This is a genomic window from Cryobacterium sp. Hz9, assembly GCF_004402825.1.
Lineage (GTDB): Bacteria > Actinomycetota > Actinomycetes > Actinomycetales > Microbacteriaceae > Cryobacterium > Cryobacterium gelidum.
Window position 1 is genome coordinate 107,829 of the sequence record NZ_SOFC01000009.1, and the last position, 16,964, is coordinate 124,792.

The following is a 16,964-nucleotide window of genomic DNA, read 5'->3' on the forward strand; positions in this document are numbered from 1 at the left end:
CGCTCCCTGCGAGGACTACTTAGAAGTCGTAGTCATCAATGTTGTCGGCGTTGAACGTGGTCGGCGGGCCGACGATGACGATCCCGTCGGCACCCACCTCACGCTCACCGAGGTCGCCGGCTTCGAAGGTGTCGCCCTCGGCTCCGGTGATGGTTCCGTCGGCGAGAGCCTTGCCGGCGAACGCGGCGACGTAACCGAGCTGTGCCGGGTCCCAGAGGGCGAACGCGGTGACGGTGCCGTCCTTGACGAACGGGCGCATTTCATTGGGTAGCCCGAGCCCGGTCAGCGCGACGGTGCCCTTGTAGTTCGAGGTGGAGAGATAGCGTGCCGTGGCCGCGATGCCGACCGTGGTCGGTGAGATGATGCCCTTGAGGTTCGGGTAGGCCTGCAGCAGACCCTGAGCCTCCTGGAACGACTTGGTGTCGTCGTCATCACCGTAGACCTTGGCAACGAGGGAGATTTCCGCGTACTCCGGGTTGGAAGCGAGCTCCTCCTCGATGAACTTGATCCACTCGTTCTGGTTGGTCGCATTGGCCGTGGCCGAGAGAATCGCGATTTCTCCCGATCCGCCGATCTGCTCGGCGAGTAGCTCGATCTGAATCAGTGCGACGTCCTTGGCGACGACTTGGCTGATGAACACATCACGGTAGTCCGGATTGGTGTCCGAGTCGAACGCCACGATCTTGGCGCCGGCGGCGCGGGCTTCCTCGAGGGCCGGACCGACGGCATCCGGGTCGTTGGCAGCGATCACGATGACGCTGGTTCCGGCTTGGGTTTCAGCATTGATGAACGACACCTGGCTGCTCGCACTCGCTTCGAGCGGGCCAACGACCTCGGTCGCGGCGAAGCCGGCGGCGGTCGCGCCGTCCTTTCCGCCGCCGAGAACGACGTCGGTGTACGGGTTGTTGAGCTGCTTGGGAATGAAGGTGATGCTGAGATCTCCCTCGGCGGCGGTGCCGGTTCCGGCACCATTGCCTGCGGCGCAGCCGCTCGCGACGAGGGCAACGGACGCGGCGACTGCTGCGAGGGTGAGGAAGCGGCGAGTGCGCCTCGTCTTGGTGTGGCGAATGAACTGCATTGTCATTTCCCTTCCTGAACGCCGGATGCTGTGGCGCGGGTTGCTCCCGAGGCCGATGCCTGGGGAAGAGTGCGGCGGTGTCGCCGGGTATGTAGCCATTTCGTGATGCCGTCGATAATGCTGGGGGCCACCACGGAGGCGATGAGCAGGGTACCGGTAACGATGATGAGCACCACGTCGGAGGTGCGGCCCAGCCGTAACGTGAAGTTGATCGTTCCGATCAGCAGCACTCCGGCGATGGCACCGGGGATCGATCCCTTGCCGCCGAAGATGGAGACTCCGCCGAGCAGCACGGCAGCGATCACCGTGAGTTCGAGGCCGCTGGCGTTGTCGCTGCGGGCGCTCGAATAGCGCAGGGTCCAATAGATTCCGGCCAGGGCCGAGACGGAGCCAGACGCGACATAGAGCCAGAATTTGGCTCGCACCACCTTGATGCCGACGAAGATGGCCGCTTCCTTGCTATACCCGAGGGCGAACAGGCCACGACCAAACGGAGTGAGGTGCAGCACCACGCCGAAGATGATCGCGACCAGAACCACGCCGATCATGACCGTCGGTATTCCGGTGCCGCCCAATTTAGAGGTGAAGAAGCTCGTGAGTGCCGGCGGAAAATTGGCCACCGCGTTGTCGCCGATGACGACGAGCGCCAGGCCGCGAAACAGCGCTAAGGTGCCGATGGTCACAGCGAGGGAGGGCAGCCCGAGAACCGCTACGAGCAGACCGTTGAAAGCCCCGGCGAGCACTCCGGCGAGCAGGCTGATGATGAGCACAAGGCCGATATCGAGGCCAGCTGCCCAGAGTACCCCCATCAGTGCGCTTGTGAGACCGGCGATGCTAGCCACTGAAAGGTCGATCTCGCCGGTGATGATGATGAGCGTCATCGGTAGGGCGATCAGCAGGGCTGGAATTACGTCCAGGAGTAGAAAGCCGGTCGAGACAGGACTGTAGAACCGCGGAATGAACAGCGCGGCGTAGATGATGAACACGATGAGCGCGTAGATCATGACCGTGTCGCGGCCAAGCAGAATGCGGGCGATTCCGGTGCGACCGCGGGCGGTCGGTACCCCGGCCGAGCGGGTTCCGGATTTGTTCGTCTCGGTCGGGAGCAGTTCGGTCGGCGGATTAGACATCGCGTGCCTCACTGTGTCGGAGCTTCTTCGCTGTTCGAATGCGCGCGATTCGATCAATGACTATCGCGGCCAGGATGAGCAGGCCGACAATGGCCTGCTGCCAGAATTTGTCGACACGTATGGCGGTCAGGGCGCTTGTGATGGTGGTCAGCAGCAGCGCGCCGATGGCAGCTCCGACAACGGTGCCGCTGCCGCCGAAGATCGCAACGCCGCCGACGACGGCAGCGGCGATGATGTCGAATTCGAGGCCGGTTCCGGTCGTCGCTCCAACCGAGTTGAACCGGCTGGCGTAGAGCACGCCGGCGAGACCGGCTAACACGCCGTTGCTGAGAAAGGCGAGGAGCACGCGGCGAGTGACCGGGATACCGAACAGTTTGGCCGCTTCCGGGTCGGAGCCGATGGCGTACAAATCACGACCGGGTCGCGTGGACGCCATGAAAATTGCGATGATGATGACGACGACGATTGCGATCAGGGTGATCAGGGGAAAGCCGGCGATGGTGTCGACGGACAGGGCGCCGAAGCTGTCGGGCCGGTCTCCGGCGAAGTATTGCGTACCACCGGCCCACGCATTGTTGAGACCGCGGTAAATGTACAGGGTACCGAGGGTGATGACGAGCGACGGAACTTTGGCGACGGTGACGAGAAAACCGTTGACGCTGCCGAGCAGGGCACCGAGCGCCATTCCCGAAAGAAAAATCAGCACGATCGGAATACCCGGAACGGCCACGAACAGGGTTCCGGTGCTGAAGGCAACGATGCCGAGGATCGATCCCACCGACAAGTCGACGTTGCGGGTGATGATGACCATCGCCTGCCCGACGGCGAGGATGATGACGATCGTCGCGTTCAGAAGCAGGTCTTTCATGCCCTGCTGGCCGAGGAAGAGCGGATTGGCCAGATAGGTCAGGGCGACCAGGGCGATGAGGGCCAGCGTGACCGGAAGCTCCCGGAGGCGCAGCACGGAGGCCAGTACGCCCGAGGTGCGCCGCATCGCGGTGCCGGCCGTGTCGGGTGGCGAGGTGCCGATGGTCATCGTGAGCGCTCCAGTTTTGCGGTTGCCGCGTGCATGATCGACTCGGCTGTCGCATCCGCTCGGTCGAGTTGGGCGGTGAGACGACCCTCGTGCATGACCAGTACTCGGTCGGCCATGCCCAGGACTTCGGGCAGTTCGCTGGAAATCATCAGGATGGCAATGCCTCGCCCGGCGAGATCTGACAGTAGACGGTGCACTTCACTCTTGGTGCCGACATCGATGCCACGCGTGGGTTCGTCGACGATGAGGAACGTCGGCTCGGTGGCCAGCCATTTGGCCAACACGACCTTCTGCTGGTTGCCGCCGGAAAGGGTGGAGACCTTGTACTCCTGGGACCTCGTCTTCACCTGCAGGCGGGTCGTCCAATCCTCCGCCGCGCGGCGCTCGGTTGCAGCGTTGATGAGGCCGAAACGCGACAGGCGGTTGCGCAGCGTGAGAGCGGCGTTGCGTGCCACCGAGAGGTCCATGACGAGTCCCTGCTTCCGGCGGTCCTCGGGAACAAAACCCATGCCAGCGTCGATCGCCGCCTGCGGGTTGTTCGGTTTGACGCGAGCGCCGTGCAGTTCTACTGAGCCGTGATCGTAGGGGTCGATACCGAAAATGGCGCGAGCCACCTCCGTGCGACCAGCACCCACCAGGCCGGCCAGTGCCACGATCTCGCCGGCCTTGACCTCGAAGCTGATATCAGCAAAGACGCCGGTGCGCGAAAGGTCAGACACTTTCAGCACGGTCTCTCCGACCTCGGCGACCACCTTGGGGAATAGGGCGCCAATGTCCCGACCGACCATCTCACGCACGATCTGGGGCGAGGTCACCTCGTTGGTTTGGTGGGTCGTGATGTATTCGCCATCGCGCATGACCGTGATGCGGTCGCACAGCGCGAATACCTCGTCGAACCGGTGCGAGATGAACAGAATGCCCGCGCCGTTCGCGCGCAGGGCCCGTGCGACTTGAAAGAGTCGTTCCACCTCGAGGCCGGAGAGTGCCGCCGTCGGTTCGTCCATGATTAGCACGTTCGCATCGAGGGAGATCGCTTTGGCGATCTCGATGATCTGTTGGTCCGCGATCGAGAGTCCTTCGGCGATGCGGTCCGGATCGATGCGCACGCCGAGCTGCTCGAACAGGGCACGAGCCTCTTTGCGCATTGCCGACCGGTTGATCAGGCCGAGTGCGTGCTTGGGCTGTCGCCCGATAAAGATGTTTTCCGCGACTGTGAGATCGGGAAAGAGCGTCGGCTCCTGATAGATAACGGAGATGCCGGCAGCCTTGCTGTCGGCCACAGTGCGAAAGGTCACCGGCTTCCCCTGAACCAGAAATTCGCCGGCGTCCAGGCTGTAAAGCCCCGCCAGAATCTTGACCAGGGTGGACTTGCCCGCTCCATTCTCGCCGACCAAGGCGTGAATCTCACCGGGGAGTATCTCGACCACGCCGTCGGCGAGGGCGATGACCGGGCCGAATGCTTTGGCCGCCCCGCGCAATGACAGGAGCGGTGTAATCGACCGTCCGATGGTCGGTTCGGGAGTGTTGATCATTTCGAGGTCGTGCCTCCGCGTCGAGGAAATGCCTGAATGAATCGTTTCATTTCGGCTACTCAGTGAATACTAGGGTGGCGGCGACCTGATCGTCAACAGCACTTTCCATCATCGTTTCCCAATTGACATGAAACCCGACCACCTGTGTTGATTCGTTTCATTGTGGGCGCCTATGGCCAATAGGCTGAGGGCTGGGCCGCCGGAGGCGTCCCAGCGAAAAGGGAGTCAGTGTGGCATCGATCAGCGTCAACGACGTCGCCGCCGCCGCCGGCGTATCGGTGGGTACGGTGTCGAACGTGTTGAACCGACCCGAAAAAGTGTCGCCGGGCACGGTCGCGCGAGTTCAAGCTGCCATTGCCGATCTCGGCTTCGTACGCAACGACGCCGCCCGTCAGTTGCGGGCCGGTCGGAGTCGCAGCCTAGGGCTCATCGTGCTCGACGTCGCGAACCCATTCTTCACCGATGTCGCCCGTGGTGCCGAAGATCGAGCAACCGAAGAGGGGCTCGCAGTTCTACTCGGCAACACCGACGACAGTCTCGCCCGTGAGGCCGCTTACCTCGACCTGTTCGAGGAACAGCGTGTGCACGGAGTATTGATCTCACCGCTTGGTGACGTCGGCGACCGACTCACCCGATTGCGCGCTCGCGGTACACCGACCGTATTGGTCGATCGCCAGACGGAGGACCGTAGCTTTTCCTCCGTCGCCGTCGACGACGTTGCGGGCGGGCGCCTCGCTGCGCATCACCTGGTGTCCATCGGCAAGACTCGTATCGCTTTCGTTGGCGGACCAATCAGCATTCGGCAGGTGGTCGATCGGCTGGAGGGTGCGCGGGAAGCCGTTGCTAAACATCCGTCGGTGTCTCTGGAAGTCATCGAAACCGATGCCCTCTCGGTGCTGGCCGGCCGTGCCGCCGGCGAGCTGGTGCTGGAGCGGGCACCCGGTGACCGTCCCGATGCCATCTTTGCCGCCAACGATCTGCTCGCCATCGGTGTGCTGCAGGCGCTCAACATGCGCGGTGAGCTGCACGTGCCGCGCGATATTGCCCTGATCGGCTACGACGATATCGCTTTCGCCGCTGCGGCCGTGGTGCCGCTGTCGTCGATCCGTCAGCCGAGCGTGCTGATCGGCTACACCGCAGTCGACCTGCTGCTGCGCGAGGCCGAGGTCGGCGACACGTTTGAGCACGAACATATCGTGTTTCAGCCCGAACTGGTCGTTCGCGAGTCCACCGGGGCTTGAGGTCTGCATCGGGGCGGAATGGTTATGCCCAAAATTGGAGCGGGAGGACCTTGAAAAACGTGGGGATACTCCTTGTGACGTGCGATTTCTCTGCTGCGAACTTGAGCAAACACGAGCTCCCACATGTACTCCTCGACCGAGCCGTCGAGGTCTGTCGACGCGGAGGCATCGAAGCGGTACGTGGTGCCGGATCCGGAGGTTGTGAACGAGGCGGTCGGCTTGACGTTCGGGACTGGTTGGTCGGCGGCGGTATAGCTGACGGGCTCGCCGGCTGGATCCACGTCAGCGCCGAACATCGCCGCCGTCCAGGTACCCTGCTCGGGGTTGTCGATATCGAAGTACTCATAAGTGGGCCCGTTCCCGTGAACGGCTTCACGAGTGTTGGAGCGGTCGTACCGGACGCCACTTGGCGAGATGAGGGTCATGATCACGTCGCTTCCGGGCCACGCTGCGTTGAAATGCATTGAGCGCCCGGAAACGAACAGCGAGCGGGTCACGATTTGCTGCGGCTTGATCACGAAGGACGGCAGCACCGGCCTGCTGAAAAGCTCGACGATTTCATCCGCCATAATCCGGTGCCCCCGCGCCTTGGGGTGGAAGGACTCTGGCGACTTCGCTCCGAGGAAGCGCCGTTGGGCAGGTGCACCAACACGACGAACCGCGTCGTGCGTTCAATCAACGTCGCGATCGCCGATCCCGACGCCGAACCCACGATCAGATCACCCTCCCAATGACCGGAGACCAGCCTGTCATTGGCCTCTGTGGGCCGTTCGCTCAGCATCACTTTGTCGCGAATTTCACCCGCCGCGTTCAGCTGCGTGGCCCGCGGTTTCCGCGCTGACCGGCCCCGCCGCGGGTGCCGGTGCAGGTGAACTCCGACGTAACCACGGCTTTGAACGTAGAGGCTTTGATAGATCGACTCGTGGGAGACCTGCATCTCGCCTTGGCCGGCGAACACGACCGCGAGGTCGTCACTGATCTGCTGTGGACTCCTATGGCGAGACCGTTTTTAAAGGCCACAACGCGTTCTGTGTGAACTGGGTCAACGTCGGCTACTACTCCGGTGGCACAGACAAACTCAACTCGTTCCAGCTCCTTCTCGTCGATAAGTCGGACAAGGGGGCTGGTGCATTCGACATCGTGTTCAACTACGACAAGATCCAGTGGGAAGTGGGAAGTGGGAAGTGGGAAGTGGGAAGTGGGAAGTGGGAAGTGGGAAGTGGGAAGTGGGAAGTGGGAAGTGGGAAGTGGGAAGTGGGAATGGGAAGCGCGAGCGGCGGTTCGGCCGGCGAGGATTTGGGGTGTGAAAAAGCCCCATCGGAAGATTCCGGTGGGGCTTCATCAGGATATTGACATGGTCGCCGTCATCGGCTGACCCGCTGACAGGGTGAGCGAGGGCGGACCTCAGCCGACTCAGAGAGCGGCGGCCAGGCCATTTAGCGTGACGGTTCCAACGATAGCGGGGCTGATGGAAGTGGACGTTACCTCGCCCGTTACCGGGTCCGGTTCGAGGCCCAGCACGGTGCTGAGCACGGACACTGCGGCCGCAGCGGACCAGGCCTGCGGGCGGCAGGCGGCAGGGTAGGACCCCGCCGCGGTGACAGCTGTGGAGGCGTCGCCGGAGTGGAGTTCGGGCATCCGGTAGTCAAACGATTCGGCCGCTGCGAGCAGACCGGTGATCAAAACGCCTGCCTCGGCACCGAAACCGGCGCGGCCGAGCCCGGCGATGGCAATCGCGGTGTCGTGGGTCCAGACCGAGCCGCCGTGGTAGCTCACCGGCCAGTACCCGGCCGAGTCGGTGGACATGGTGCGCAGGCCGAAGCCGGAGTTGAGTTCGGGAGAGACCAGACGGGCAGCGACGAGGGCGGACTCTTCGGCGGAGAGCAAGCCGGTGCCAAGGAGGTGGCCGATGTTGCTGGTGACGGTGTCGACCGGGCGTTTGAACGCGTCCAGGGCCACAGCCGGGTAGCGGCCCTGCGGGGAGTCGATCCAGAATGACTGGCGGAACCGGGTCTTGAGCTCCTCGGCCCAGGCGCGCCAGGTGTCGCCACCGGGCCGGTTGAATGCGTCGAGCAAGCCGGCGCCATCGATCGCGGCTTGGTAGGCGTATGCCTGGACCTCGCAGAGAGCGATAGGCCCAGTGGCGAGGCTTCCGTCACGCCACTGGATGGAGTCACCGGAGTCCTTCCAGCCCTGGTTAGCGAGCCCGTGCCCGGTGCTGTCGACGTACTCGAGAAATCCGTCACCGTCGCTGTCGCCGAAGTCGCGCATCCAGGCCAGGGCTGCTTCGAGGTGTGGCAGGAGGGCCTCGACCTCGGCGTCGGCCATGCCCCAGCGGTGGGCGTCGGCCAACAGGCAGACCCACAGGGGAGTGGCGTCGACGGTGCCGTAGTAGAGCGGCGGTAGCGACATGTCTTCGCCGGGGATCGTGAAAGCGGCGGGCCGCAGCTCGTGCATGATTTTGCCGGGCTGTTCTGCGGTCTCGGCGTTGTTCCGGGTGCCCTGCAGCTGGGCGAGTAACCGTAGAGTGGAGGCCGCGATCTCGGTGCCGAGGGGGAGCAGGAACCGGGCAGCCCAGAGTGAATCTCGGCCGAACAGGGTGAAGAACCAAGGGGCGCCGGCAGCAAGGAATGGCTCATCCGGCCGTGCCGTCGTTGCCATTCGCAGGCCGGAGAGGTCGTCGAGTGCGCGCTGCACCCAGCGGTCCAGGCGTGCGTCGCCGGAGCTCACCGATACCCCGGCCCACTCGGGCAGGCCCGAGGCCGCCTGCACCACGGTCGTTGAGTGCTCGATATCGATCGTCCACTGCACGGTGACGCTGCCGCGGGCGGGCACGGTAACCGACCAGTCGCCGCCAACTTCTGTGGCAGCAGTGCTCGGCACACCGTCGTCGCTCAGGCTCACTAGTGCAGCTACGGTCGGGGTGGTGAGATGGATGCCGGTGCCCGTCTCTTTCACGGTGATGACCGGCGCCTCGGGTAGGTCGGCTGTCCCAGATGTGACTAGCTGAGCGCCGCCACCAAGGCCGGCCTTGACGATCTGCATGTCCGCGAAATCGGGAACCAGGCGCACGGAAACAGTCGTGTCAATCGCGTGTTGCAGTCCGGAAATAAGAGTGATGCTCTCGGTCAGGTGGCCGGCCGTGACCCTGCGGGTAACCTCCAGTCGCAACCGCGGGTCGGCGGTGCGGTCGTCAAGGTGGCGCAGCAGCGCACTGAACGTCATCTCGCCAGCGCCGCGAGCAGCTGAGCCGATCGGTTCGCCCGCAGACCCGCCGACCCGCAGGCTCCAGCCGGAGAGGACACGGGTGTCGGAGTGGTAAAGGCCATGGATAGGAAGCGTCGTATGTCCGTCGGACCCGGACCATGCCTGGGTTGGCGCGGCCAAAACAATGGCGGAATTATGGAGCAACGGCTGGACAGGGTGAGAGAACATGTTTGAGGTACGACTCCAAGGTGTTGTGGTGTGATCTGGGGGAAAAAACGGACGGCGCCGACTACTCCTTCACAGCGCCGTCAGTGGTGTTCATGATGCGTTTTTGGAAGATGAAGAACATCACCGCGACCGGGATGGTCATGATCGCCGCCGCGGCGAGCTTGAGCGGGTACTGGGTCCCCTGGCTCAGCTGCCCGGAGGCCAGCGAGGCCACTCCCTTGGTGAGTGTGGTCAATTCGGGTGATTGCGTGGCCACGATGAAGTGCGACAGCTCATTCCAGGAGCCCTGAAACGACAGGATGATGATCGTGACCAGGGCCGGCCGGGCCATCGGCAGCACGATCGACCAAAACACTCGGAAGTTGCCTGCCCCGTCGATGCGTGCTTGCTCTTCGACGCTTGCCGGGATCGATTCGAAGAAGTTCTTCATGATGAAGACGCCCGCGGCGTCGGTGAGCAGCGGCACGATCATGGCCACATAGGTGTCGTAGATGCCGAGTTGGTTGATCACCAGGAACTTGGGAATCAGCAGCACCACCCCGGGCACGCTCATCACAGCGATGAGCAGCGCGAAGATCACATTGCGCCCTCGAAAATGCAGCCGGGCTAGGGCGTAGCCCGCCAGAGAGTTGAAGAACACGCGGCCGAGCGTGACGAAGACCGTGACGATCGCGGAGTTCTGGAACCAGATCGGGAAGTCCGAGTTGAGGAACAACCTCTCGTACGCGGACGTCGACCAGGTCTGCGGTAGCAGCGAGATGGGATTGGTGGCGGCTTCGACATCCGTTTTGAAGGAGGTCGCGACCTGCACGAGGAAGGGAGCGATGTAGATCATCGCGAGCACGATCAGGATCGCGTAGAGCAGCGACCGGCCGGCGATCACGCTGGTGGGTAGCTGCGGCCGGCTCAGGTTGCGCAGTCGCTGGGAGGCGGTGCTGGGACGCATGCGGGTTCTCACGGTGGTGGTCATTTGAAACCTCCGGAGGTTGGGGTTTTCAGGTACAAGCGCATCCGCCGGGCGGAAACCGTGCGTTCGGCCAGTAGCCACCGTTGAAACAGGGTGAAGACCACGATGATCACGAACAGGATGAACGCGATCGCGGCGCCCTGGCCCCAGGCCTGGTTGGTGAAGGCGGCCTGGTAGGAGAGATAGGCCGGGGTGAGTGTCGTCTTGCCTGGCCCGCCCTGGGTGCCGGTATAAATTTGGTCGAAAACCTGCCAGGCACCGATCAGGCCGAGAGTGAGCACGGTGAAGAGGGTCGGCCGCAGCTGGGGGAGGGTGACTTGCCAGAACCGTTGCCAACCGTTGGCGCCGTCCATTATGGCGGCCTCGACGACATCTCCGCTGAGGTTCTGCAGTGCGGCGATGAACAACAGCATGAACGTGCCGCTGGTGGTGAACACGGCCATTAAAATGAAGGCGCTCATGGCAACAGATGGCCCGGCCAGCCATTCCCAGAACGAGATACCGAGGAACGAGTTGCCGGTGAGGACGGCCGGGCCCGTCTCGACGCCCAACGCCTCGAAGATGTTGTGCAGCACTCCGCTAGGGTCGTTGAACCAGTTCGGTCCGTTGACGCCGATGAATGAGAGCAGTTTGTTGACGGCGCCACTGGCGCTGAACAGGAACAGCCACAGCACCGTGATGGCCACGGAACTGGTGACCGACGGGAAATAGAACGCGGTGCGGAAAAAGCCGCGGCCGCGCAAGATCCGCCGGTTGACCAAAACGGCCAAGAACAGGGACAGCGTCGTCTGGATCGGCACGACCAGAAGGACGTACCAGGCATTGTTGCGCAACGCTGTGCCGAAGTCCTGTTCGGCGAGGCCGCCGCCGCCGACGAGAGCGGAATAATTGTCCAAGCCCACAAAAGCAACGGAGCCGGAAAAAGGACTGCCGCGACCGTTCCAGTCGGAGAAGCTGACCCAGAGGGCCATCAGCACCGGGATGACCAAAAACATCCCGAGCAGGATGATCATCGGGGCTGTGAAGAGCCACCCCGAGGCGGCCTCACCGCCCCGGATGCCGGAGCGGTGAGGCGTGCGTGCAGGCATCGACATGGGGCTACTTCAGTAGCGCTTGAAGGTTCTTCTGCGTGGAGTCGAGGATTGCTTGCGCGTTCCCGGTTTTGAGTGACTCGAGCTGTGCGTTCAGGTCGCTCACGACATCCGCGGCGCCCTTCACAATGGGCACGCCCTGGGCGTAGTCCGCGCCGTCCAGGAACGGAACCAGGGTGGGGTTGGCGCTCTTCCACTCGGCGGCGGCCGACATGATCGAGGGCATCGGGCCAAACTCCTCGGAGAAGGTTAGCTGGGCGTCCTTGCTGGTGAGCTGTTCCACCAGGTTCAGGGCCGCGGTCTGGTTGGGGCTGTCGGCGGCGATGCCCCAGCAGTTGGTGAACTGCAGGGTGCCTTTGCCTTCTGGGCCTGCCGGCAGTTCGGCCACCGTGTAGTTGACGTCGGGGAAGTCGTTCGTCATCGCGCCGGTGATCCAGTTACCCTCAATTGTCATGGCGGACAACTGCTTTCCGAACGCCTCGCCGCCCCAACCTGCACCGATCTCGCTGGCATAGCTCATCACGCCGTCGTTGAGGAGCGTCTGCGCGTATTCGAGGCCCGCAACATTCTCCGGGCTGTTTGCGGTGGCCTCGGTGCTGTCCTCGTTCATCAGACTGCCGCCGGCCTGGGCCATGAACGCGCCCAGGCGGGCGTATTCGCTGCCGAGGGCGAGGCCCACCTGGGAGCCGGTGGTCAGCGTTGCGCTCACCGTCGCGAGCTCGTCCCAGGTGGTGGGGATGTCGGCATCCGTGAGCCCGGCCTGGGCCCAGAGATCCGTGTTGATGAGCAGCTGCAGGGTAGAAAAGTCCTTCGGGGCGCAGTAGAACTCGCCTTCATAGGTGAAGGCACTGACCAAGCTGGGGTAAAAGTCGTCTTTGCTGGCCAGGTTGTCACCGTAGGCGAGCAGCGAGCCGTTCGACGCGTACCCGGCGAGGGCATCTGTCGAGAGGTAGAACACGTCGGCAGGCTTCTGCGCGGCGAAGCCCTGGGCGAGCTGCTGATTGAGGTCGCTCGCGACGCTGACCTCGGCGTTGGTGCCGGAGGTCTTGGACCAGGCGGCCACGGCGGCGTTGACGGCAGCGGTCTCGGCGTCCCCACTTGAGCCGATCAGAACCGAGAGACCCTGGGAGGAGTCGCTGGTGAGTTCGCCGCCGGTGGTGGCGGAGTCACTGCTGAAACCGGATCCGGAACCGCACGCGCTGAGGGTGAGGGCACCGACCACGGTGAGACCTGCGCCGATCAGCAAGCGGGAGTTGCGTCGTTGCATCTTGATGCTCCTTCTATCGCGCTACGGTGCGCACATCTTGTGTGGTGTTTACAGTAGCTGACTTTATTTGATCGATCAAATAATTTCTTGGATCGATCCAATGCGGTGAGGCTTCAGCCAATGCAAAAGCGGTAGCCTTTGGAGATCCAATATTGGATCGATACATTCTGAGGTTCGTGGGGAGGATCGACTATGGCTTCGATGCCTACGGTGACGGATGTTGCACTCGCGGCAGGCGTTTCCCGCCAGACCGTTTCAAATGTGATGAACTCGCCCGGCATTGTGCGCGCCGATACGCGCGAACGGGTCGAGGCTGCGATCGCGCAGTTGGGCTACCGCCCGCACGCCTCGGCGCGGCGATTGCGTACCCGACGCAGCTCCACCATTGGCATCCGGCTGGATCCGATGATCGACGGCATATCGGGGTCTGTGCTGGATCGGTTTTTGCACGCGTTGACCGAGCAGGCCGACAAACAGGGTTTACGGGTGTTGCTGTTCACCGCGACCAGCCCCGAGGACGAGATCATCCAGTTGCAGCGCCTGAATGACGGGGCCGACGTGGACGGCTTCGTGCTTACTTCCACTTTTGCTGGCGACCCCCGCACGAAGTGGCTGATCGAGAACAAGATCGCCTTCGTGACCTTTGGGCGGCCCTGGGGGACCGACGACGTGAGCGACCCGCAGCACCTCTGGGTAGATGTGGACGGCTGGGCCGGGCTGCATGAGGCGACCCGGGCGGCGCAGAATGCCGGCGCGCGGCGTATCGGCTACATTGGCTGGCCTAGCTCGGCGGATACCGGCGATGACCGGCGCCGCGGCTGGCACGATGCGATGCACGAACGCGGCGACGTGACCGAGGCTGACCTGACCAAGCTCGAGGTGGTTACCGTCGATGGTGTATCCGAGGGTACCGCTGCGATGCAGGACCTGCGACGCAGGGCTGGGCCGCTGGACGCAGTTCTCTGCGCGAGCGACTCGCTGGCCCTGGGAGCGATGATCGCCAACCCTGAGCGGGTGCCGGTGACGGGCTACGACAACACACCGGTCGCTGCCGCAATCGGGCTGTCGAGCGTGGACCAGTCGGTAGGAGAGGTCGCCGCGGGCGTGCTTGATCTTCTGACCGGCGAGTTCGGTGGTCAAATCCACGGTGCGCCGGAGTCACTGCAGCCTCGGTACCAGATGATCAGACCCCGGCTGGTCACGCGAGCGTTCGCGGCGATCCCGATGGAGGTGCTGGCGTGAGCTGGTCTGGCCTCGGTCGGTGTCTCGCGGGGCACCCAAATAACGACAGAGTCAATGGGCGTTCCCAATGGGTCAAACACGTCCCGCGTGCACCCGACCCAGGGCGCGATTACTAATTTAATTCAGCAAGACACTTGGTCAGATGCATATTTCGGGAATGGGTACTCAATATCAAAACGGGGCCCAAGAGCAGAATTTGATAATAATCACTCTACTTGTTGACATAATCATCAATATCGGCATGCGTCGTAACAGGTTGCTGGCGATATTCCACCTTGAGCTCTCGCTGTGCCGAACTCTAACGTCACAGATAGATCGAGTCCGTGACGCAGTCGGAATGATGGCTCATATTTGTCGCGCGGCGGCCGGAGTCGCTCCCCGGCAGATTTTGGTTGGATAGCGTGACGTGCCGGCTCGTCCCAATGCTGCATGAGCCTAGACAGAAAGCGAATGCGAGACCTGTCGCGGATCTTGCCGGTTCTCTGAAATGTGTATAGTCCAGCTTTCGCACCACGTGACCGTCCCGAGGGAGTGACAGCGGAATATCGATTGTGAGAAAGCCGGGGAAATATCCGGGTTTGATGGCCATGCCCGGGCAAAGCACCACCTGCTGGGTGATCGCCAGACTCTTGACTGCGCCGTGGTCGGGGAGATTGATTTGGATGTCCGTGAGCCCGACCGCACGAAGCAGATCTCCCGGCAGTGGGCCGAGCGCAACAAGGAACGTCGCGCCGAGTTGCAGCGCAACCGGCGAAGTGACCGGCCAACGCGGCAGCGAGACGCTTGAAGCGCAGCCTTGCCAGGACCGGTCTCCCGCCGAAGCTCCTGCACGCGACGACCGCGGCCGAGCGACGCGCGAACGAGCGCGAAGCTCACGCCTACTTCAATGATCCATCGCGACCCGAGCATCTGCGGCAGTTCACTGTGTTCGCCGAATCGCTGACCGAGCACATGCTCAAGAACGGCGCCCTTATGCGCGAGTTCGCTGAGGCCTACGTCGAGACCAGGGCGCGACGGGGGCTCCCGCCGGTTCCGGTGGAGAACATCGTTTACGCCAGAGCCGTCGAGATTGTTTCAGAGCAGATGAGCCGGGTCGACCTCCTGACCAGCCGCGACGTCGCCGCGGCCGTGCGAGCTACGAAGGTCGAGGTCCGGCGCGAGGAGCGGCAGCGGCAGTTCGACGGACTCGTAAAGGGTGTCGTGGCGCAGGTGCACCGCGATAGGGGCCAGTACGTCGTCGACTCGGAGATGGAGAATCGAGCGAGCATTCTTAGGGGAAAGCCTCGCACGTCTGTCGAGACACTTGTCGCGCGGTTTGCAATGCAAGAAGCATTTGAGCGCCTGCCCACGAGCAGCCTGACGATCGAGGATGCTCGGAATGCTGCCCGCATTGTAACCCTGCGTATTGGGGCCTCGTTCCAAGCTCGTCAAGATGCGGTCGATGATCGGATTCACCGTCTGCCACTCGTTTAGTTGACCGGTGCTCGCCACAGCGCAGATATGTGTGGCCCCGTCTCGTCGGCGATGAGAAAGCTGGCTTCGTCCGAGGAATACTGGTCCCAGCCGGTGCGAACAGAAGCCACGTGTTCTCCTTGAGCTGCCCGTGTTCCATCTCCCACGCCTTCACATGCCCGACCTCGAGCAGAAAGTTCGGGTTTTTCTCGGCGTCCGCGCTCAGATCAATGAACGATGCAGATCCGATGAGCTTCTTCAGCGGGATACTGGCCACGCCGGACCCGCGCCGCTCACCGTTACCGACGATTATCATCCTCACGTCGATTGATCTGCCGCGCCATTCTCACCATATGCTGCAAAGCACTAGCGGAGGTTCGGCCGAGGCAAACGACGCGGACTGCCTGCCTGCCGAGGCGTATTGAGGTTCAGACGCGATCCCAGATCGCGGCGAGTCCTTGCCCGCCGCCGATGCACATGGTTTCGAGCAGGTACCGGCCGTTGGTGCGCTGCAGGTGGCGGCTGGCGGTGGCGAGGATGCGAGCGCCGGTCGCGCCGACCGGGTGACCGAGCGAGATCCCGGAGCCGTTGACGTTGGTGCGGGCCCAGTCTTCCGGGGTGAAGTTCCACTCCCGGGAGACGGCGAGCACCTGCGCGGCGAACGCCTCGTTGAGTTCGATCAGGTCCATGTCGGCGAGGGTGAGCCCGGCGCGTTCGAGCGCGAGTTTCGTGGCGGGTACCGGGCCGAGGCCCATGCGCGAGGGTTCGACGCCGGCGCGGGCCCATGCTGCGAGGCGCACCAGCGGCACCAGGCCGAGCGCGGCGGCCCGCTCCGGGGTAGTCACGATGCACGCGGCGGCCGCGTCGTTTTGCCCACTGGCGTTTCCGGCGGTGACGGTGGCTGCGGCATCCGCTTTGCCCATGATCGGCTTCAGGCCGGCGAGGGCCTCGAGCGTGGTTTTGCGGGGGGTCTCGTCGGCGGAGACGACCATGGGGCCCTTGCGTCCCGGCACGGTGACCGGCACGATCTCGTCGAGGAAGCGGCCGTCGGCGACGGCGGCGAGGGCGCGGCGCTGTGATCGGGCGGCGAGTTCGTCTTGCTCGACCCGGTCGAGGGAATAGTCGCGGCGCAGGTTCTCGGCGGTTTCGAGCATGCCGCCTGGCACCGGATAGTTGCGGCCGCCGGCCGTTTCGCGGCCTCGGCCGAGGGCGTCGCGTAGCAGCACGCCGGCGGTTCCGGCCAAGCCCCAACGGGAATCGACGGTGTACAGCGGAGCCTGGCTCATCACATCGACGCCGCCAGCGATCAGCAGGTCGCTCACGCCGGTCTGCACCTGCATGGCGGCGTCGAGAACAGCCTGCAGACCACTGCCGCAGCGCCGGTCGACCTGCACACCGCCGACCGTGACGGGCAGGCCAGCATTCAACGCAGCGACGCGGGCTACCGGCGCGGCCTCGGCTGAGGGGTACGCCTGACCGAAAATGACGTCGTC

At 63.5% G+C, this 16,964-nt stretch carries 16 protein-coding genes and 1 pseudogene; 5 read left to right on the top strand and 12 right to left on the bottom strand.

The window, feature by feature from the left end; genetic code table 11:
* Window positions 1–19 precede the first annotated feature (19 nt).
* The 4 genes from rhaS to E3N85_RS04120 are packed head-to-tail and all read right to left on the bottom strand — an operon-like array spanning window position 20 to window position 4,776.
* A complete protein-coding gene (gene rhaS / locus E3N85_RS04105) occupies window positions 20–1,084 on the bottom strand; it encodes a rhamnose ABC transporter substrate-binding protein (protein ID WP_370289029.1) in 1,065 nt (354 codons plus the stop codon).
* Window positions 1,081–2,208, bottom strand: a complete 1,128-nt coding sequence (locus tag E3N85_RS04110; protein WP_134459688.1) for an ABC transporter permease — start codon at window positions 2,206–2,208, stop codon at window positions 1,081–1,083. The genes rhaS and E3N85_RS04110 overlap by 4 nt, the downstream gene beginning before the upstream one ends.
* A complete protein-coding gene (locus tag E3N85_RS04115) occupies window positions 2,201–3,244 on the bottom strand; it encodes an ABC transporter permease (RefSeq protein ID WP_134459691.1) in 1,044 nt (347 codons plus the stop codon). Before E3N85_RS04115 ends, E3N85_RS04110 begins: the two co-directional genes overlap by 8 nt.
* The gene (locus tag E3N85_RS04120; protein ID WP_134459694.1) at window positions 3,241–4,776 is read right to left on the bottom strand and encodes a sugar ABC transporter ATP-binding protein; all 1,536 of its coding nucleotides are present in this window, start codon (window positions 4,774–4,776) and stop codon (window positions 3,241–3,243) included. The genes E3N85_RS04115 and E3N85_RS04120 overlap by 4 nt, the downstream gene beginning before the upstream one ends.
* Window positions 4,777–5,006: 230 nt before the next feature.
* On the opposite strand from E3N85_RS04120, the gene E3N85_RS04125 reads away from it, so the two are divergent.
* The gene (locus E3N85_RS04125; RefSeq protein WP_134459696.1) at window positions 5,007–6,017 is read left to right on the top strand and encodes a LacI family DNA-binding transcriptional regulator; all 1,011 of its coding nucleotides are present in this window, start codon (window positions 5,007–5,009) and stop codon (window positions 6,015–6,017) included.
* On the opposite strand, the gene E3N85_RS04130 is transcribed toward E3N85_RS04125, so the two are convergent.
* Both E3N85_RS04130 and E3N85_RS17085 read right to left on the bottom strand, forming a co-directional pair.
* Entirely contained in the window at window positions 5,978–6,586 is a 609-nt protein-coding gene (locus tag E3N85_RS04130) for a hypothetical protein (RefSeq protein WP_134459699.1), read from the bottom strand. The two genes, E3N85_RS04125 and E3N85_RS04130, sit on opposite strands and share 40 nt — an antisense overlap.
* On the bottom strand, window positions 6,532–6,975 hold the full coding sequence (locus E3N85_RS17085; RefSeq protein ID WP_370289032.1) for an IS30 family transposase: 444 nt from the start codon (window positions 6,973–6,975) through the stop codon (window positions 6,532–6,534). The genes E3N85_RS04130 and E3N85_RS17085 overlap by 55 nt, the downstream gene beginning before the upstream one ends.
* Before the next feature lie 26 nt (window positions 6,976–7,001).
* Here E3N85_RS17085 and E3N85_RS16490 point away from each other — a divergent pair, with 26 nt between their 5' ends.
* On the top strand, window positions 7,002–7,370 hold the full coding sequence (locus tag E3N85_RS16490; protein WP_174722457.1) for a nidogen-like domain-containing protein: 369 nt from the start codon (window positions 7,002–7,004) through the stop codon (window positions 7,368–7,370).
* 60 nt (window positions 7,371–7,430) lie between these two features.
* On the opposite strand, the gene E3N85_RS04145 is transcribed toward E3N85_RS16490, so the two are convergent.
* The 4 genes from E3N85_RS04145 to E3N85_RS04160 all read right to left on the bottom strand — a co-directional run bounded on the left by E3N85_RS04145 (window position 7,431) and on the right by E3N85_RS04160 (window position 12,777).
* Window positions 7,431–9,428: a glycogen debranching N-terminal domain-containing protein gene (locus E3N85_RS04145; protein ID WP_370289034.1), complete on the bottom strand. Its 1,998-nt coding sequence runs from the start codon at window positions 9,426–9,428 to the stop codon at window positions 7,431–7,433.
* A gap of 85 nt (window positions 9,429–9,513) precedes the next feature.
* The gene (locus E3N85_RS04150; RefSeq protein WP_134459705.1) at window positions 9,514–10,422 is read right to left on the bottom strand and encodes a carbohydrate ABC transporter permease; all 909 of its coding nucleotides are present in this window, start codon (window positions 10,420–10,422) and stop codon (window positions 9,514–9,516) included.
* On the bottom strand, window positions 10,419–11,507 hold the full coding sequence (locus E3N85_RS04155) for a carbohydrate ABC transporter permease (RefSeq protein WP_370289037.1): 1,089 nt from the start codon (window positions 11,505–11,507) through the stop codon (window positions 10,419–10,421). Before E3N85_RS04155 ends, E3N85_RS04150 begins: the two co-directional genes overlap by 4 nt.
* 10 nt (window positions 11,508–11,517) lie before the next feature.
* Window positions 11,518–12,777: an extracellular solute-binding protein gene (locus E3N85_RS04160; protein WP_134459710.1), complete on the bottom strand. Its 1,260-nt coding sequence runs from the start codon at window positions 12,775–12,777 to the stop codon at window positions 11,518–11,520.
* Between the two features lie 201 nt (window positions 12,778–12,978).
* Between E3N85_RS04160 and E3N85_RS04165 the strand changes: the two genes are divergently transcribed.
* Together E3N85_RS04165 and E3N85_RS16680 are read left to right on the top strand one after the other, a co-directional pair.
* Window positions 12,979–14,019 carry a LacI family DNA-binding transcriptional regulator gene (locus tag E3N85_RS04165; RefSeq protein ID WP_255453857.1) on the top strand — a complete coding sequence of 347 codons (1,041 nt, stop codon included), beginning with the start codon at window positions 12,979–12,981 and terminating at the stop codon, window positions 14,017–14,019.
* A gap of 783 nt (window positions 14,020–14,802) precedes the next feature.
* Window positions 14,803–15,492, top strand: a complete 690-nt coding sequence (locus tag E3N85_RS16680) for a hypothetical protein (RefSeq protein WP_134459715.1) — start codon at window positions 14,803–14,805, stop codon at window positions 15,490–15,492.
* A 154-nt stretch (window positions 15,493–15,646) separates the two neighbouring features.
* Here the strand turns inward: E3N85_RS16680 and E3N85_RS17090 are convergent.
* Window positions 15,647–15,748 (bottom strand): annotated as a pseudogene (locus E3N85_RS17090) (hypothetical protein); the annotation flags it as partial.
* Here E3N85_RS17090 and E3N85_RS16200 point away from each other — a divergent pair.
* A complete protein-coding gene (locus tag E3N85_RS16200) occupies window positions 15,702–15,896 on the top strand; it encodes a hypothetical protein (protein WP_166783841.1) in 195 nt (64 codons plus the stop codon). The pseudogene E3N85_RS17090 and the gene E3N85_RS16200 sit on opposite strands and share 47 nt — an antisense overlap.
* 3 nt (window positions 15,897–15,899) lie before the next feature.
* Here E3N85_RS16200 and E3N85_RS04180 read toward each other — a convergent pair.
* The coding region (locus E3N85_RS04180; protein WP_134459718.1) for an acetyl-CoA C-acetyltransferase at window positions 15,900–16,964 on the bottom strand (1,065 nt) is incomplete at its 5' end.

What these genes read in the sequence shown, in the direction of transcription:
- rhaS (WP_370289029.1), bottom strand. Translation starts at nt 1,084, where the DNA reads ATGACAATGCAGTTCATTCGCCACACCAAGACGAGGCGCACTCGCCGC.
- E3N85_RS04110 (WP_134459688.1), bottom strand. Translation starts at nt 2,208, where the DNA reads ATGTCTAATCCGCCGACCGAACTGCTCCCGACCGAGACGAACAAATCC.
- E3N85_RS04115 (WP_134459691.1), bottom strand. Translation starts at nt 3,244, where the DNA reads ATGACCATCGGCACCTCGCCACCCGACACGGCCGGCACCGCGATGCGG.
- E3N85_RS04120 (WP_134459694.1), bottom strand. Translation starts at nt 4,776, where the DNA reads ATGATCAACACTCCCGAACCGACCATCGGACGGTCGATTACACCGCTC.
- E3N85_RS04130 (WP_134459699.1), bottom strand. Translation starts at nt 6,586, where the DNA reads ATGGCGGATGAAATCGTCGAGCTTTTCAGCAGGCCGGTGCTGCCGTCC.
- E3N85_RS04150 (WP_134459705.1), bottom strand. Translation starts at nt 10,422, where the DNA reads ATGACCACCACCGTGAGAACCCGCATGCGTCCCAGCACCGCCTCCCAG.
- E3N85_RS04155 (WP_370289037.1), bottom strand. Translation starts at nt 11,507, where the DNA reads ATGCCTGCACGCACGCCTCACCGCTCCGGCATCCGGGGCGGTGAGGCC.
- E3N85_RS04160 (WP_134459710.1), bottom strand. Translation starts at nt 12,777, where the DNA reads ATGCAACGACGCAACTCCCGCTTGCTGATCGGCGCAGGTCTCACCGTG.
- E3N85_RS04165 (WP_255453857.1), top strand. Translation starts at nt 12,979, where the DNA reads ATGCCTACGGTGACGGATGTTGCACTCGCGGCAGGCGTTTCCCGCCAG.
- E3N85_RS16200 (WP_166783841.1), top strand. Translation starts at nt 15,702, where the DNA reads ATGAACGATGCAGATCCGATGAGCTTCTTCAGCGGGATACTGGCCACG.